The 17258-nt window shown below is 60.9% G+C and carries 14 protein-coding genes and 1 pseudogene; 7 read left to right on the forward strand and 8 right to left on the reverse strand.

Annotated features, from left to right (window positions below):
• The first annotated feature begins 43 nt into the window (after nt 1-43).
• On the forward strand, nt 44-625 hold the full coding sequence (locus IPK66_15920; protein ID MBK8176679.1) for a transposase: 582 nt from the start codon (nt 44-46) through the stop codon (nt 623-625).
• A gap of 59 nt (nt 626-684) precedes the next feature.
• On the opposite strand, the gene IPK66_15925 is transcribed toward IPK66_15920, so the two are convergent.
• A complete protein-coding gene (locus IPK66_15925; protein MBK8176680.1) occupies nt 685-1554 on the reverse strand; it encodes a DDE-type integrase/transposase/recombinase in 870 nt (289 codons plus the stop codon).
• Nucleotides 1555-1734: 180 nt separating this feature from the next.
• Between IPK66_15925 and IPK66_15930 the strand changes: the two genes are divergently transcribed.
• Together IPK66_15930 and IPK66_15935 are read left to right on the forward strand one after the other, a co-directional pair.
• A complete protein-coding gene (locus IPK66_15930; GenBank protein ID MBK8176681.1) occupies nt 1735-1878 on the forward strand; it encodes a hypothetical protein in 144 nt (47 codons plus the stop codon).
• Between the two features lie 186 nt (nt 1879-2064).
• Nucleotides 2065-2682 carry an IS630 family transposase gene (locus IPK66_15935; GenBank protein ID MBK8176682.1) on the forward strand — a complete coding sequence of 206 codons (618 nt, stop codon included), beginning with the start codon at nt 2065-2067 and terminating at the stop codon, nt 2680-2682.
• On the opposite strand, the gene IPK66_15940 is transcribed toward IPK66_15935, so the two are convergent.
• From IPK66_15940 to IPK66_15960, 5 genes and pseudogenes are all read right to left on the reverse strand, one after another.
• Nucleotides 2665-2934: a transposase gene (locus IPK66_15940; protein ID MBK8176683.1), complete on the reverse strand. Its 270-nt coding sequence runs from the start codon at nt 2932-2934 to the stop codon at nt 2665-2667. The genes IPK66_15935 and IPK66_15940 overlap by 18 nt on opposite strands.
• A 15-nt stretch (nt 2935-2949) precedes the next feature.
• A complete protein-coding gene (locus tag IPK66_15945) occupies nt 2950-3222 on the reverse strand; it encodes a transposase (GenBank protein MBK8176684.1) in 273 nt (90 codons plus the stop codon).
• A gap of 73 nt (nt 3223-3295) precedes the next feature.
• Nucleotides 3296-3781: pseudogene (locus IPK66_15950) on the reverse strand (transposase).
• A 343-nt stretch (nt 3782-4124) separates the two neighbouring features.
• On the reverse strand, nt 4125-5246 hold the full coding sequence (locus IPK66_15955; protein MBK8176685.1) for a glycosyltransferase family 4 protein: 1122 nt from the start codon (nt 5244-5246) through the stop codon (nt 4125-4127).
• A 124-nt stretch (nt 5247-5370) separates the two neighbouring features.
• Nucleotides 5371-6732, reverse strand: coding sequence for an oligosaccharide flippase family protein (locus IPK66_15960; GenBank protein MBK8176686.1), 1362 nt, complete (start codon nt 6730-6732; stop codon nt 5371-5373).
• A 477-nt stretch (nt 6733-7209) separates the two neighbouring features.
• On the opposite strand from IPK66_15960, the gene IPK66_15965 reads away from it, so the two are divergent.
• Nucleotides 7210-8145 carry a glycosyltransferase gene (locus tag IPK66_15965; protein ID MBK8176687.1) on the forward strand — a complete coding sequence of 312 codons (936 nt, stop codon included), beginning with the start codon at nt 7210-7212 and terminating at the stop codon, nt 8143-8145.
• A 298-nt stretch (nt 8146-8443) separates the two neighbouring features.
• Nucleotides 8444-10108 (forward strand): glycosyltransferase family 39 protein, encoded by a 1665-nt coding sequence (locus tag IPK66_15970; protein MBK8176688.1) that lies wholly within the window; start codon nt 8444-8446, stop codon nt 10106-10108.
• 113 nt (nt 10109-10221) lie between these two features.
• On the opposite strand, the gene IPK66_15975 is transcribed toward IPK66_15970, so the two are convergent.
• Both IPK66_15975 and IPK66_15980 read right to left on the reverse strand, forming a co-directional pair.
• Nucleotides 10222-11256, reverse strand: coding sequence for a glycosyltransferase family 2 protein (locus IPK66_15975; protein ID MBK8176689.1), 1035 nt, complete (start codon nt 11254-11256; stop codon nt 10222-10224).
• Nucleotides 11257-11325: 69 nt separating this feature from the next.
• A complete protein-coding gene (locus tag IPK66_15980; protein ID MBK8176690.1) occupies nt 11326-13164 on the reverse strand; it encodes a matrixin family metalloprotease in 1839 nt (612 codons plus the stop codon).
• Nucleotides 13165-14088: 924 nt separating this feature from the next.
• On the opposite strand from IPK66_15980, the gene IPK66_15985 reads away from it, so the two are divergent.
• Nucleotides 14089-15354, forward strand: a complete 1266-nt coding sequence (locus IPK66_15985) for a glycosyltransferase (protein ID MBK8176691.1) — start codon at nt 14089-14091, stop codon at nt 15352-15354.
• A 669-nt stretch (nt 15355-16023) separates the two neighbouring features.
• Nucleotides 16024-17124, forward strand: coding sequence for an NADH:flavin oxidoreductase/NADH oxidase (locus IPK66_15990; GenBank protein ID MBK8176692.1), 1101 nt, complete (start codon nt 16024-16026; stop codon nt 17122-17124).
• Nucleotides 17125-17258: the final 134 nt, after the last annotated feature.

Consider the following 17258-nt stretch of genomic DNA (forward strand, 5'->3'; position numbering starts at 1 on the left):
CGCCACCCTTGCTGCCCCGCCTGTCCAGCACCGATGCTGCCGTGTGCCGGCACCCATCGTCTTGCCCAACAACCGTTCCGGCAGCACCAGGTCCGGCGCGGCGCCCCACGAAACCCCGGTTCAGCTCACTGCTGCCACCAACCGCCCGGCGTCGCCGGCCTCGACCGCGCCGGATCGATCCCCATGCCGAGCCGCCCGAAAGCGGTCTCGGACCACCAGACGCAGCAACAATCCCCATAGCTCGGCCATCCGCGGGTTCGTTCAATCCGGCTTCGATGAGGTCGCGCCGGCGCACGCCGAAGACCTCGTCCGCGACCTCACAGAAGCCTCCAGATTCAATTCCCGCGTCCGCCGTACCGCCGCTGGCGTGTTCCATCACATCAGTCCGGAGCACGCCGACCTCTACTTCCACGAGATGGGCTACCGCTGGTCACAGCGCGTTATCGCCGGCCAGACCACCCGCCGGTCGCCCCGCGGACGGGAGCGCGTTCGAACCCTCTGGGACCGCATCCCGCCTGCTATGCAACTCGTTGCGGTCCTCAGAACCGCTGTCGACCGCCAACTCCGCCGAACCCGCAACGGCAGCATCTCGATCAAATCGCCAATCGCAGCGTTTTGCTTATGAACGCGATCGTCCTCACGGGTTCACATCGGTGCCGATCGATACTCATCCCAAAGAAAGATTTATTCCATAATATCAATAACCTGCCGCGTCTCGGAAGGGGCTCCATCTTGTTGTCGTTTCACAGCGGCGAACAGGCCGCCGCCCCGATGGGCGTCCCGGCCGAGCATGATCGGCCCCGCGACGGTGACACCGAAGTGCAACTGCGCTTGACCCCTGATGCTACCTCGTGGGCCTTGCTCAATCCGGATCATCTCGATTTCAGGCCTCGGCAGGCCGCGCCGCAAGCATTCACCGATCAGATCGCGCGTCGTCGCTGTCGATGCATCGCAGGTTCTGCCGGCATGCCGTGTCGGTCGGTAGGGGGTCATGGACGTCCATGACCGGGCACGCGCGAATAGCGCGTCGTCGCCATCGGGGCTGCGCGGCGGCTCGAGGGCCAACACCCCCGCGGCACCGACCCGCAAGATGCAAAGGCCGCCCGCCACCCGCTCGAACCGGGCACGATCCGTTTTCCCGGGCTTCCAGCTCCGATCCACGAGGTAATACCGATGCGTGCATCGCGACCATCGGCGTAGCCCTTCAGATAGACGTCCTCGTCCTTCAGCGACCGCCACAGCCGTTCGATGAAGACGTTGCATCCATCGGCCGTCCATCGAGATCCGAATGTCGGCGCTCGCCAGCCGGCCGGTGAAGGCGGCGCTGATGGACTGGCTGCCCTGGTCGGTATCGAAGATATCGCGCCGGCCGAAGCGCGCCAGCGCCTCGTCGAGGGCGTCGCCGCAGAACGCGACGTCCATCGTGTTCGACAGCCGCCAGGCCAGTACCGCCCGGCTCACCCAGTCGATGATCGCCACCAGGTAGAGGAAGCCACGGCCGATCGGGATGTAGGTGATATCCGCCGCCCACACCTGGTTCGGCCGGTCGATCACTAAGCAGGATTCCCTTGGGCGATCCACATATGGCAGGCTCTGGTGGAGGGATCACTGGATTTTGGTGTTGTCATGGCGGGTCGTCCTCGGGTAGTGGCGACGGCGGAGCAGTGCGAGGAGTTGCGTGCGCTGGCCGGTTCGCCGGATCGGGCGTAAGCGGATCGGGCGCGGTCGATTTTGTTGTCGCTGCAGGGTTGGTCGAGCGCTCGGATTGCCGAAGCGTTTTCGGTCGAGCCGAACAGCGTGCGCCATTGGCGCTGGACGTTCGGTCGCGAGGGGTGGCGGGCCTGCGCGCCCGCAAGGCACCGGGGCCGGAGCCGGTGAAGGCGCGGGCGGCGCTGGCGGTGGTCTCGGCAGTGCTGACGGACGAGGTTGCCGATCGGCGGAACTGGACGCTGCCGCGGTTGCAGAACGAGATCGAGCGGCGCACCGGCGAGCGGATTTCCAAGTCGCGGCTGAGCGTGGTGATGCGCAAAAGGGGGCTTTCGCTGGCGGCGACCCCGGCACACGCTGAAGGGGCGGCAGGACGCCCAGGCCGTCGATCGCTCCGGCCTGCGGCTTCGTCTGCTGAAGCAGCAGGCCCAGGCCGGCGACCTCGTGCTGCTGTTCGAAGACGAGTCCGAGGCGCTCACCCATCCTTATCTCGCGCATGTGTGGGCCGGGCGCGGCGCCGACCTGCGCGTCGCAGCGCCCGGCCAGGCGCGCAAGGTGGCGATGATCGGCGCGCTCGACTTCGCGGCCGGCACGCTGGTCGTCGAGACCAGCCGGAGCAAGCGAAGCAGCGATTTCATCGCTCTGCTGACGCGGCTCGACGAGCTCCATGGCCCGCGCCCCGGCCGACCGACGAAGCCGGTCGTGCTCGTCATCGACAACGGTCCCATTCATACCAGCAAGGCGTCGCGTGCCGCCCTCGCCGCGCGGCCATGGCTGTGCGTCGAATGGCTGCCGAGGTACGCCCCCGAGTTGAACGACATCGAACATGCTTGGCGTGACCTGAAGCGGCATTTCCTCGCCCATCAGACCTTCCGAGACCTCGACCATCTCGACCGCGCCATCCATGCTGCCGTCACTGACCTCAACAACGAACGCCAATCCAAAACGTGTGCAAACCTACGAATCGCTGCTTAGGTCGTGCAGCAGATACGGGACGATCTTGTGCCCCGGCGCCGGCTTGGTCGTCCGCGGCTTCGGCCCCAGGGCTACGATCCCCATCCGCCGCATCAGCCGCTGCACCCGCTTGCGGTTGACCGAGAGACCTTCCGCCCGCAGCATCCCCGTCATCCGCCGCGAGCCGAGGAACGGCCAAGCGGTGAACAGCCCGTCGATCCGTAGCATCAGCGCCAGATCGGCGTCGTCGTTCGCCGGCGCTGGCCGGTACACGCCCGGACCTCCTGGCTAAAAATCCCGCTCGACCGTCAGCTGCCCGATCTTGGCGTGCGGCGTCTCGATCTCCCGCTCGCGCGCCTCGTCCGCGTCGATGCCGACGCCCGGATCGAAGGCCGGCGCCGCGTTGTCCAAGAGCTGCTTCTTCCAGGCATAGCTCTGGTTCGGATGAACCTCATAACGCACCGCCAGGCCCGCCACCGTCGCCTGCTCCCGCAGTGCCTCCAGCGCGATCTTCGCCTTCAGCGCCGCATCGAGCTTCCGTCTCGGCTTCTTCATCATCATCTCCGTCTACCACGACGGAGCCGACCCCGCTCCAATCAAGCCCCTGGTCCCAAATTCGGGGTCCACTTCACGGCTTCTCCTCGCGAAAGAGCCGCTGGACCCGCTTACGGTCCACCGCATGGCCCTCACGGCGGAGCATGACGTGCAACCGCCGATAGCCGAAAAGCCGCCGCTCCTGGGTCAGAGCCTTCAGCCGCTCGCGCAGGGCCCCGTCGTCAGGGCGCGTAGCCTTGTAGCGCACGCTCGTCCGATCGGCCCCGATCACCCGGCACGCCCGCCGCTCGCTCATCTCGAAGGCCCGGTGCAGATACGCCACCGCCTCCCGTCGCGCAGCGTTGTCAAGCATGGGGTCCGCCAGCAATCCGCTTCAGCCGCGCGTTCTCGCGCTCCAGCGCCTTCGGCCGTCGCGCCTCCGACACGTCCAGGCCGCCGTATCTGGTCTTCCATTTGTAGAACGTCGGCGAGCTGACCCCGTGCTTGCGGCACAGCTCTGCCACCCCGACCCCTGCTCCTTCAGGATCGCGATGATCTGCTCTTCCGTGAACCTCGATCGCTTCATTCGTCTGCGCCTCCCCGGGCCGGACTCTGCGCATCTTTGGAGGAGTTTCAGGGGGTCAGGTCACGGGGCTATAGGCGTCCGAGGCGGTGTGCACGCCATACGATCCGGCGAAGATGGTGCGCCATCGCCAACAGAGACGGGCGGCCTCGCTGCCGACAGGGGCTACCGCTCCCGCGCGGTTCTGAAAGTTCTCGACGGCAGCGTCGGAAGGCGCGCGTCGCCGAGCCGCAGCGCCGCTCCGCTGGTATGGCAATATCGGGGCGCAAAGCGCGGTCCACGCCAACCGCACCCGCATGCGCTCGCTACTCCCGCTGATCAGAGAACCCGCCGCTTGGCCTCGTCGTCACGAGACGGGCTCGAAGGCTTTCTCCTCGCCTTTTTGCGCAAGCTCAAGAAGTATCCGCATGAGGCGCTCACCAGATCGCTCCCAGGTGAATCGCCCGCCGCGCGCCCGGCCGCGCGCACGCATGCGCTCGCGCAACTCAGCGTCGTCGGCGAACTGCGCGATCTTCTCCGCCAGCTCGTCCGGTCGATGCGGATCGCAGAACAAGGCGCCGTCGCCGCACGTCTCGATCAGAGCTGGCGCGGTCGACACGACGACCGGGCAGCCGCACTGCATAGCTTCGACTGGCGGAATACCAAATCCTTCATAAAGTGATGGAAGAACGAAGCACAGTGCATGCTCATAAAGAGCGCGCAACGCAGCATCTGAGATATAGCCGAGGCGCACAAGGTTCGCGGTATCTTTGATTTCGTACCTGGAAAATACGCTGCTGTTCTGTCCACCTGCGACGGCAAGCGTAAGATCGCTGCGATTAAGCCGGTTGAATGCCTCGACGACGGCGCCAAAATTCTTGTTCGCGCTTATGCTACCGACAGCTAAAACAAAGCGGCGATTTTCGAGGCCGTATTCGGCGAGCACGGACGTTTCAGCCGGCGTGCGCAGGATATGGTCGGCACCATTTGGCACGACGTCGATTTTCTCCGGCCGAATGCGGCAATAGTGCGAAAGCTCTCGCTTCGAGAATTCCGAGACGGTGACGACGCGCCGCGCCGCCTTGGCCAGCAAAGGCACCAGCACCGAATAGGCAAGACGAAACTTCCGGGTGAAGTTCTCGGGATTGGCAAACGGAGCGGCATCGTGCAGCGTTACGACATGGCGCGGATGAAGGAGTGGACCCGTCCCACACAAGCTCAGCAGAACGCCGCCGAACGCGTGTCGTGCCAGATCGATCTGGTCCCAAAGATGTCCGTCGAACGATCCGACGATTTTGGTTTCGATGTGTTGGAGATCTTCGAGTGGATGTGAGCCCGGGGGAGCGAGGATGACAAAACGACAGTCGAGGCGCGATGCGTGACCGTTCTCCAGCCAGCGGTCGATCGCGCAGACGAGTTCACGCGAAAACCGCTGCTGGCCTGTCATTTTTTGCGCAAGGAAGCGACCGTTAATATAGATCGTCAGCATATCGTCATCTCTTCGTCTAAATCGATCGTCGTTCTCGGCTGCGTTTGCAGCCGCCATTCCGGGCATGATCTCGCGGACTGTGCGGATGTGCGTCGCCTCGTACGCGGAATTGCCGGCCTTGGTGCTACGGCCGGATTGCCCGGGCGAAGGTTTGACACACCGGCACAAACGCGTGCGCGCGAATGTTCAGCTTTTGGCGAACAAGGATCGTCAATGAAACGCACAAGAAGCTGGTGGCAAGCGTGGTTCCGATCGCGGCACCGATCAGTCCAAGATGTGGTATGAGCAGGAGGTTGATCGCGAACTGACCAACGACCGTGCTCGCCCAAACCACGGCACAGCGATCCTGATTGCCGGTCATTGTCATCAGATACGAAACCGGGCCGGTGCCGACGTTGATCAAGTGGCCGAGCACGAGGATCGACATCACCATATGTCCCGATTCGAATGTCGTGCCGAAAATGCCAAGTATGTAGCGACCGCCGAGGATGGCAATCACAGCGCCGACGAGACAGGGCCAGAAGACCACCTGTGTTGCCATCGTCACGGTGCGTTGCAAGTCCTCAAGCCGCTTTTCCGCATGCAGTCGAGCTATCATTGGCGCTACCAGCGCATTCAGAGCGAACAGCGGAAACGACACCAGTGCTGCTGTTCGCGACGCCGCCTGATAAATGGCAACATCGGTCGCCGAGAGGAAAAAGCCGACCATCAGCAGATCGCAATGGGTGAGCAGGCCGAAGCATACGGCGATAAACAGGAACGGCATGGATAGCCGCATCCAGTCGCCAACCGGGCTTATGCTTCGCACCCGGCGGGCCTCCGCTGGCAATTCGCGAATCAGCGTTACACCCTGCACGATCGCCAGGACTGCGGCAGCACTTACCGTCACCATGACCAGAAGTGCCGCGTCTGGGGTCCGGCCATAAACAACGATGGCCCCCACAGCCAGCAGGACAAGCGCGGGCAGGCCGATGTAGCGGGGCAGGAAAGCCGCAAATACACCGCCTAGAGCGCGACCAACACCTTGAAAGAAAGCGAGCAATCCGAAAAAGGGAGCGGCCGCAAACGTCAGCATCAGTGGAACGCGGTAATGCTCACCAACGTGATTGCCGAGCAGCGCCAAGCCGACAACGGCAGTCGCACCGGCCATGCTTCCGAGCGTAAGGACCAGCATTGGGCCGCGGACGACGAGCGCGCGCATCTTCGACCATTCACTGTGCGCAGCATAGGTTGGGAGCATCCTGAGCGCGGATTCGTTCAAGCCGAACGCCGCCACAAGAAAGATGAGGTTCATCCATGTCCAGGCATAGGCGAAAATACCGAATTCGAACGCCCCTGCCCACCGCGCGACAATGACCTGCATGGCATAAGCAAGGCCAATGCCGGCAATCTGGGTTGCCATTACCAGCGCTGAGCCGCGGAACAGCGTGCTCAGACGCTGATCATTGCCGAGAGCGCGATCGAGGAGACGACGCAGCCTGCTCATCATGCTCTTCGTTTTCCCTGTTCCTGGTGTCCGGTCAATTCCGGTGTCCGCGTGCCGATGGTCATAGTGATCGCAAATACGACACGAACGCCACTCTGGCCCCCAGTCGCCTCTTCGCATTCGGCGTACGACGACCGAACATGCCGTGGCGGTCATAGCGCCCGTGGTTGCCTATCGCCGGTGAACGGCCCCGGTACCCGACGACGTGCATGTCTTCTGCGACGACGGTCAACTCAAACATACCAGAGCACGATATCTATCAACTGATGCATCCAGCGTCTGTGACGAGCCTCACCGACATCCAAGATGATATGGGTTAGACCATGCGTGTCACGGTGGCGGGGTTCTCAACGCGTGCGCCGCTTATCGCGATGCAAAGCCCGGTCGCATGGTAAATCGGTTGCGACGGGACGGAGTGGCCGGTCGCCGGCAGCCGGCATCACCGGGCGGGCCAATGGAGCAACAACGGAAAACTCGATGATCACGACCAACCCTGTCGACCGCACGCCTGAGTTTTCCCTGGTCTTGTCGACCAAGGACAGGACGGACGAACTTGCGGCGTTCTTACGCAGCCTTGATGCGCAAACCGAGCGGTCGTTCGAGCTCATTGTCTCGGATCAAAACGAAGATGACCGTCTTGCGTCAGTTCTCGCGCCTTTCCAGCAACGCTTCCCGATTCACTACGTCCGCAGCTTCGGCGGCATTTCTCGCGGGCGAAATGCCGGTTTGCCGCTGGCATCCGGACGCTACATCGCTTACCCCGATGATGATTGCTGGTATCCCGCTTCCCTCCTTGAGACAGTCTTGCGTCTGTTTCGCAAGCATTCTGAATGGGATGTTGTCTCGGGTCGCTCGGTCGACGCCACCATGCGAGATACTCAGGGTCGCTGGCTCGATCACGTTGAAACGGCCAACCGCGGGAACGTCCTGCGGATGGGTATTTCCTACACCATTTTCGCCCGCGCGGACGCGGTCGCCGCGGCTGGCCCATTCGACGAATCCCTGGGGGTGGGTGCCGGAACGCCCTGGGGAAGTGGCGAAGAAACTGACTTTCTGTTGCGGGCGATCGAAGTTGGTAAGACGGTCATCTACACACCGGAGATATTCGTTCACCATATCGAGAAGGTTGTCGACTACTCAAAACGGGCACGTGATCGGCAGCATGCGTACGCGCGAGGACTTGGACGGGTTTTGGGAAAGCATAAATATTCGCTGATTGGAGCGTTTCACCATTTCGCCCGCCCGCTTGCGGGATCAGCGCTTTACATTATGCGCGGCCGGCCAGATCGAAGCCTATATTATCTACGCGTATTTGCTGGGCGCGCGGCCGGCTGGTTGTCTGGAACGATCGACCGGCGTGGCGGCTCTTCAGATGCCGGTATCCGATCCACGCTAGGGGAGATTCGCCAGTGACGGCCGGCGCCATCGGCAAGAAGTGACGGGGAGCGCAGGGTCCGTGACCTATGCGCACCGCCCGCTTGTATATCACGCTATTATTACGCGAAATTCAATTGCGCCAATCACATCGAACAAGCAAGATTGCCGCGCTCGATAGCGGGCGCCCCGGGGAGCGAACACATGGGACGGTGGGGCGGTCGTGAAAGGCTTCGGGACGGCTGAAGGGCTGACCGGCGGCTGAGCGGGCGAGTCATGCGTCGCCAATTACAGTTTCGGCGCATATTCATCGGATATTGAGGGAAAAAGCCGTCCCGTGGCCTACGTTGACGTCCTGCCCGTGCGGCCGCCGAACGCGGTCGCGCCGGCTTCAATCGATGGCTCATATGGCCGTCTGTACGACCGTCTCGCGATCATCTGCCTTGTCGGGGTCTTCATCGCCGCTGTCTTGACATTCGGCGATTTCGCAATCTCGACCGACGAGCAGGTTCAGCATACTTATGGTAGACTTCTTCTCGACTATTACCTTTCCGGGCTGACCGATACGCGAGTCTTCGAATATTCTAATCTCTATCTTTACGGCGGCCTGTTTGATCTGATTGCGGCAATCGTATCGGTGTTTTCACCACTTCCAGATTACGAAACCCGGCACCTCATCTGCGCAATCATTGGGCTCTGCGGAATATTTGCCGCTTGGCGTCTCGGGCGTCTCGCAGGCGGCCCACGCGTCGGACTGTTAACCGTGGTTTTGCTCACCGTCTGCCCGGCATATTACGGCGCGATGTTCAACAATACGAAGGACGTTCCCTTTGCCGCGGGCATGACATGGCTGCTTTATTTGTCCTGCCGCCTGTTACCGGAATTGCCGCGACCTTCGTTGCGGATCGTCGTGGGGCTCGGTACTGCGGCCGGCCTCAGTCTGGGAATTCGCGTCGGCGCATTGCTGGGCGGATTCTATCTAATTCCCGTACTCGCGCTGCATTGCCTCGACTCGGCACGACGTGTCGGCAGGCGACAGGCCATGATCGGCGCGGGCGTCATGTTGGTCCGCTTGCTTCCTGCGGTCGTGGTCGCGCTCGCGCTCATGGCGGTGTTGTGGCCCTGGTCCGTGATGGCTCCAGGCAACATCTTTACTGCCGTGCACGACCTCACGCAGTTCGACATTCCGACCGTCCTCGCAGGCCACCTGTACAGCTCGCACGACATACCGCCCTGGTATATTCCAGCATACTTTTTGGTCAAGCTGCCCGAATCGGTTCTTGTCGGCCTGTTGGCGAGTGTTATCGCCAGCGTCGTCTGCATATCTCGCACAGACCACTTCCTTTCCACTATCAGGTACCGCCAATGGCTGATCATTACCTTGGCGGCAACGCTACCAGTTTTATACGCAGTTGTAACTGAACCCGCCCTTTATAATGGGCTTAGGCATTTCCTCTTTGTTGTTACGCCGATGTGCGTGCTCGCTGCGGCTGGCCTCGATCGAATGTTCACGCTTATCCGAAGATGGCGCACCGTCTTCGGCCTCGCCTTGACCTTGTTCGCGTCCGCGGTCGTCAAGGATGTGTGGACGATGGTGGCGCTGCATCCCCATGAATACGTTTATTACAATCTTCTCGTCGGGGGTGTATCCGGCGCGAACGGCCGGTACGAAACCGATTACTGGTCGAACTTCACCCGCGAGGCAATCGATCGATTGACCGACCGATTGGCCGCCGAGAACGGCGGGAGCCTTCCGGATCGGACGTATGATGTCGACCTGTGTACGTCGTCCTGGCCACTGACCGCCTATGCGCCGCCACAACTGCGTACCGCGGATGACTGTCAGGACGCCGATTTCTTCATTTCGACGACCAACACCAACTGCGATCGCATCTGCAATGGTCGGACGATCATTGAGATCAAGCGCCTGGGCGTCGTTCTCGGTGTCGTCAAGGATCGTCGCTCTATCGCCGGAATGGCCGAACGAGGCGCTCAACACTGAGTGGGTCATGGCGTCAAATCGATATCGCGGCCCGCGCCGCATCTCCACCGCTCCATTTGGATGTATTTGCGCTGCGCTCCCCGATTTTTGGTGATTATGGGATTTTGTCGAATCTATTCTCGCCGTTTCGTATCAGCCTTTTCGTCGCCGTCGTGTTCATTGAATCCGACCGCATCGGCGATGACGTAAAGTGGCCTTTGCTTGACCTCGGTGAACACACGGCCGAGGTATTCGCCAATCACGCCCAGGCTGATGAGTTGCACGCCGGCAAAAAAGGTGATTGCGGTGATCAGCGAAGCATAACCGGGGACGTCTCGGCCAAAGAGCACTGTTCGCAGGACGATGAACCCGCCATAAGAGAGCGCGAATATCGAAACAAAGCCACCGAGATAGGACCAGACGCGCAGCGGCATCATGCTGAATGCGGTGATCGCATCGATCGCGAATCGCCACAAGGCAAAGACGCTCCAACGAGAGCCACCCAGGTTGCGCCCGCCAACTTCGAACGGAACGCCGACATGACGGAAGCCAACCCAGGCAAACAAGCCGTTGTTGAAGCGGCTACGTTCGCTGCAGGCGTTCAACGCATCAATCACGCGCCGGTCGAGCAGGCGAAAATCGCCGGCGCCGCGAGGAAGTTCCGTTTTGGCAACGACGGCGAAGATGCGATAGAACATATTGGAAGCGAGGCGCCGGGCAGCAGACCGACGCTCCCAGTCCCTCCTGACGCCGTAGACCATTTCGTATCCCTCCCGCCATCGCGCGACGAACAGCTCAATCGTTTCGGGAGGGTGTTGCAGGTCGGCGTCCATCAGGACCGCGACATCGCCGGCGGCGTGGAGGAGGCCGGCGGCAATGGCGACCTCTTTGCCGAAGTTGCGGCTGAGCCGCAGAATCTTTACACGCGGATCGTGTTCGCGTTCGCCGGCGAGGTGGACTAACGTTTCGTCCGAACTCCCGTCATCGATACACACGATCTCGGCGGGCAGTCCGACGCGATCGAGAACCGGGCGTAGCCGTGCCAGCAACGGGGCGACGTTTTCGGCTTCATTGTGCATTGGCACGATGACGGAAAGAAGCCCGGCGTCTGGGCCTCGGCGCGGCCGAGACGGCTGTGGCGCTGCGCTCCGGATCGACGTTCCGGCCATGTCAGCCCCTTTTCATACCGCAATGCCGACCGCTCTAACCTGGGCAACAGAATCCATCGCCGCGCCGCCTCAGACGAAGAGGATATCATCAAGAATGGTGCCAATGGTGCCCTGATCAATGGCACTCTCGAGCCGCAGGACGTCGCCATCGCCGGCGAGGGTAAGCACCCAGGCATCGCCGTCGTGGGCTTCGCTCACCACACTGGCCGCGCCCAGCGGCAGGTCGATGACATCGCCGCCGCTGCCCCAATAACCGATGATCGTAATCGTCTCGGCAACGCCATTGTTAAGATCCCGGAGCAGGAACCAGTCGCCTCCGGCGCCGCCGAACAACTGATCGTTGCCGCCACCGCCGTCGAGCGTATCGTTGCCGGCGCCGCCGTTGAGCGTATCCGCCCCTGCGCCACCGAGCAGCGTGTCACGGCCGTCGCCGCCGTCAAGGCTGTCGCGACCGTCACCGGCGGACATCCAGTCGTCGCCGGCACCTCCCCTCAGCGTGTCATTGCCGATGTTTCCCAGCAACGCATCGGGACCATTGCCGCCGATCACCGAATCATTGCCCGCGCCACCGTGGATGGTATCGCCGCCGCTTCCACCTAAAATCGTATCGTATCCTGCGGCACCGGCAAGCAGATTGGCCCCCGCGTTCCCATTCAGCGTGTTCGCCAGCGCGTTGCCGGTGCCGTCGATATCATCGCTGCCGAGCAACGTCAGATTTTCAACATTAGCCGACAGCGAACAGGTCACAAAACTTTGGACGCTGTCGATACCTGCACCGGCACGCTCGATGATGATATCGCGTGCCGAACTGAGGAGGTAAAGGTCGTCTCCGCCAGCCCCAAACAGGGTGTTGACGCCTGTCCCGCCGTCGAGCGTATCCGCGCCGGCGCCACCGTTTAATAAATCGTCTCCCGTGCCACCCGCGAGGCTGTCGGCCCCGTTTCCACCGAAAAGCTGGTCGTTCCCGCCACCACCGTCGAGGTGATTGTTCGCGGTATTCCCGCCGATCGTATCGTCGCCGCTGCCACCGATGGCGTTTTCGATCACTGTGCCAAAGCAGATGGCAATGTTGTCGATCGCGTGCGAGCCGTCGCTGTTCAGCCCGATTGAGCTGAACCCTCCCGGACGCAGATCGACGTCCACCCAACTCGTATGCGCCGATAGATCGAACGTATCGTTGCCGCCTCCGTCCCAGATTGCGCGCGCACGAAGTTCGCCGGGATTCGAAGTGTAAACCGTGTCACCCGAGCGTGTCGCGTAGTTCGCGCCATAAATGTACTGAATAGCCAGCACATCATAGAGCATCGGCGTGCTCGGATAGACGTCGGCGCCGTCGCTGTCCGTGTAGGACATAAGCGTATATTGGTAGTTGTCCTCTAATGTCGGGAGCGTATCACCCCCCTCAAACGGGTGCTTTAGTCCGAGCGTGTGGCCGATTTCGTGAATCAGCGTCATATAGCTGTAACTACCAACACCATATGACCAACTATAGTCGTCGTTAAGCCAGACGTCTCCAGATTCCGCATACGATGAAGGATAGTAGCTCCAAGCATACGCATTCGAATCAATACTCGACAGGGATGAATAAGCGACACGGATATCGCCGACATTTGAGCTTGTCTCCGTCGTTTCGACGAACTTAACATTCGCCACATCGGACCAGGCCGCGAGCGCGCTACGGAACCAAGCCTGTTCTGTCGCATTGAGCGGTTGATAGCCGGATTTGCTAGGCTCTCCGAGACCATAGCCGGACGCCCAGACAGAGGACGTCGAAGCAAAGCTATAGGAGATGGTCGCACCGACCCCGACCGACCCACCCCACTTGTCGCCTTCGATCAACGCGTCGATCCGATAGTCTCCACTATCGCCGACTGTGGATGACGCGCTCGCCGAATTCGGAGAAACCATTTGAAAAACTCGCTTTTTTTGTGTGGCCCGGGATGCTTTCAAGTTGATGACGCTTTTCAGGCGGCTCCTCAACCACCGGACGAAGCGGCAATGTACATTACTGCCGATTGCGCTGTGCTGTCCGTGGCACGGTTCACCTTCACGAGTCGGAGCCGGAAGAACGAAACGGAACAGTCCACGCCGACAGATCCGACTTGCCGGCGCCCGGCCGCTAAGTGAACGCGTTCGCTCCGTCCATCTGGCGTAATCGAGCGTCGCGTCACGACGGGGGGCACAAAGTCCGCGCCTGATCGATCAAGGATACAAAACAGGTTGGCACGCTGGCCATTGTGCAAACAACTTTTGCCCATTTTCTCAGAGATGAATGACTTTTTGTATTATAAGATGACGCGGAATCGCGAAATTACCCCGATATCCCCTGGCAACCCACAGTAACTTGTTGTAAATATCTTGCAAATATATAGTATTATTGCATGTTATAAGAATATATATATTCCAAATATGCACGGAACTCACTTCAAATAGTAATTTCGTCACCGTAATAATTGACGAAAATGAGATGGATAAAATTTCACTTGTACCGTGAAGGCCGATGGGTGACTCTGATGTACGCGCGTCGACACGGCTTTTTCGCCTCAAGGTATCATTGCGACCTTCGAGTAGAGGATCCAGCTATCCCGCGTCTTTGGATTGACCAGGATTAATCCGAAGCTATCGTCGCCATTCGACACGCGTCGATACGGATCACCCGAAATTGGCAACGATACGATCTCTGATAGAGAGTGCTCTCCATCACAATGCGATACGCGGCGCTTGTGTATAGTGTGAAAAGTGTCGTCGCAACGCAGCTCCGAGTGGTGGTCTTGGGGCCAGCCGAGCGCACGCGGTAGGAATCGCGGGGAGGGGGTCGTGGGAGAACCAAAATTGTTGAGGATCAAATCCCAAGGGGTTGGGCAGCCTGAGGCGGTATTCAAGAATAGCGGCGAAATTCCGCCGAAGGTCTTGATCGTTCTCGAGGCAAGTGGCGGCGGTTCCGGCCGGCACGTGGTTGAGCTCGTCCATGGGTTAAGCAAATCCGAGTGTGAGGTCCACCTCCTTTACTCGGAACTGCGCGCAGACAAGACGTTCCGTGATTCGCTCGCAGCGCTTAAAGACGTCAAGAACGTTCACCTTCAGCAGGTGCCGATGCGTCGCGAGCCGCATTTTTCGGACATTGCCTGCCTATGGCAGATACGGCGGTACATCGCTCGCGCCGGGGGATTCGATATCGTTCACGCGCATTCCTCGAAAGCAGGCGTGTTGGCGCGGCTGGCAACGCTAGGAACGCAATCGACGAATGTTTATACGCCCCACGCCATGCGGACGATGGACCCGACGCTGCATCCGGCATTTCGCGAATTCTATCGTCTCATCGAGGTTGGCTTGGCGCGGGCGCACTGTGATGTCATCATCGCCGTGTCCGAGGACGAGCGGCGGCACATCATAGCGCAGGGGGTTTCGGCATCGAAGGTCAGTACCGTCGTTAACGGAATTCCTGCTGTACACGGGATCGACCGCCTCGCTGTCCGGTCGTCCCTGGGTATCGCCGCCGAGGAGCTTTGTGTCGGATTTATCGGCCGTCTGGTGCCGCAGAAGGCTCCCGAGCGGTTTGTCGCGGTCATGGAGCGAATCGTCGGGCGCTTGCCGAACGCGCGCGGAATCGTCGTCGGAACGGGCCCATTGCGAGAGCAGGTTCACGATCTGGCTCGTCGTGCCGGTGTGTACGAGCGCTTGGTCTGGGTGACCGATCGACAGGGTCCGACGGTTCTGCCAGCGTTCGACGTACTGCTGATGCCGAGCCTTTATGAAGGGATGCCTTACGTTTTGCTTGAAGCGCTCGCGGTAGGGGTACCGGTGGTCGCAACCGACGTTGGAGGCGTCGCCGAAGCGATCGAGAGCGGCGAGACGGGATTTATCGTACCGCAGGACGAATTGGATGCTCTCGTTGACGCAGTCGAGTGTCTGTTGAGCGATTCGGAGCGACGGCATAAGATGGGCGTGGAATCGCTGCGCAAAAGCGGCGAAATGAGCATTGAGCGCATGGTGGATCAGACCTTGCAGGTATATAGCAACGCTCTTCGTAACCGCTGCCTGCGTGATGCCCAAATGAACTGGACTCCGTCGACTGGTCCGCTGGACCATCGTTCTTGAGTGCATATGGACGGTTTTGTTGGCGTTGACTTCACCACGCGCGGCATTTTTTGTCGTTGTTGTTGAGAGATGTCTAAGAACTATCCATCCTATCGGCGATATTGACAATTAAGGTGCCGTGACCCGCGCGTTTCCTATCGTCGTCCTCGTTTGACCGCCAACACCCGCTGAGGGGGTCAGCGATTGAAATAGACGGGTGAGGAAGCGATCGCAGCGTACCTTGCCGGCGGCAGATTTCGAGATCGGGCTCCGTGGCTGGCGCATCTCGGAAGGTATTCAGCGCTCGAACGCTGGAGCGAGGGCAGGCATTAGCCAGAACGCTTTCGTAACCTTGGCGTCGTCATCTTTGCCGACGTGGACTTCTCAGCGTCTCCCGTTTTAACCCTGAGGTCCGGCGTTCACGCCGATCACAGGGGCTGACGGTGCAAGACCCAGACTGGTCCACGCGGCGGTCCTAAAATCCTTCAGGAAAATTCATCACGCTTCTCGCGCGGCCGATGGCGCGTGAGGCGGAATTGACGAATGATGTGACGTATGGTCGCAGGTCTTGTGGTTTCAAGACAGCGCCACCGCGTGCTATGGCTCGCCGAGCTTGCCGCCGAGGAGGACACCGAAGCAGCGAGCGAAGGCATTTCGGGCGGCATTCACCGCGACAGAAAGGGCTGAGGCATGGCGCATCTCTTCGAGACCTTGAAGCTCCGGTCGATCACGGTTCCCAACCGCATCGCCGTCTCCCCAATGTGCCAGTATTCGTGCGTGGACGGCTTGGTGAACGACTGGCATCTGGTGCACCTCGGCAGCCGGGCGGTGGGCGGTGCCGGTATTGTCTTCGTCGAGGCCACCGCGGTGCTGCCGCAGGCACGGATCAGCCCACAGGACGTGGGGATCTGGAGTGACGCCCACGTCGCGCCCTTGGCGCGGATCACCCACTTTATCCATGAGCAAGGCGGTCTCGCCGGCATCCAGCTGGCGCACGCAGGACGCAAAGCGAGCACCCGCAGACCGTGGGATGGTGACGGACTTGTCGATGAGCAAGATGGCGGGTGGACCGATGTCGTTGCGCCCAGTGCGCTGGCGTTCACCGACGGATATCCGATGCCCCGGGAAATGGCCGCTGACGACATCAGCGCAGTTGTCGAGGCCTTCGGACGTGCGGCGCAACGGGCGTTCGACGCCGGTTTCGATGTCATCGAAGTTCATGCCGCCCACGGCTATCTTTTGCACGAGTTTTTATCGCCGTTGAGCAACCGGCGAACGGACATGTACGGCGGATCGCTCGACAATCGCATGCGCTTGTCGCGAGAAATTGTGGAGACCGTCCGCCGGGTTTGGCCGGATCGGCTGCCAGTCTTCGTCCGCATATCCGCAACCGACTGGATGGATGGTGGCTGGGATGTCGAGCAATCGATCGAACTGGTGCGGCGCCTCTCGTCCCTCGGCATCGATCTGGTCGATTGCTCGTCGGGCGGGAACGTTCATAGCGCCAGCATTCCGGTCGGCCCCGGATATCAGGCGACGTTTGCCGAACAGATCCGACGCGCCACCGGCGTTTTGACGGGAGCGGTCGGCATGATCGTCGATCCCGCCCAGGCGGATCACGTCGTGCGCAGTGGCCAGGCGGACATTGTCCTTGTAGCCCGGGAATTGCTTCGCGACCCCTACTGGCCGCTGCGCGCTGCCCGCGAACTCGGGGTCGCGATGTCCTGGCCACCACAATACCTCCGCGCTGCGCCCCACGGAAGCCCGCGGCGAAACGCCATTTCCGTCTGAGGGAAACCCGGCCGAGCCGAGCCCCGAGCGCACGTGTGGCGTGGCTCGATCATCGGGAGGAACGGCCTCTTTTGGATTTGGCGGCGCGTCCTTCGGTCTCCCGCGTTGCGGATGCCCGTGACGATTGAGCGGCC

Source organism: Rhodospirillales bacterium, assembly GCA_016712595.1.
GTDB lineage: Bacteria > Pseudomonadota > Alphaproteobacteria > Rhodospirillales > Defluviicoccaceae > Defluviicoccus.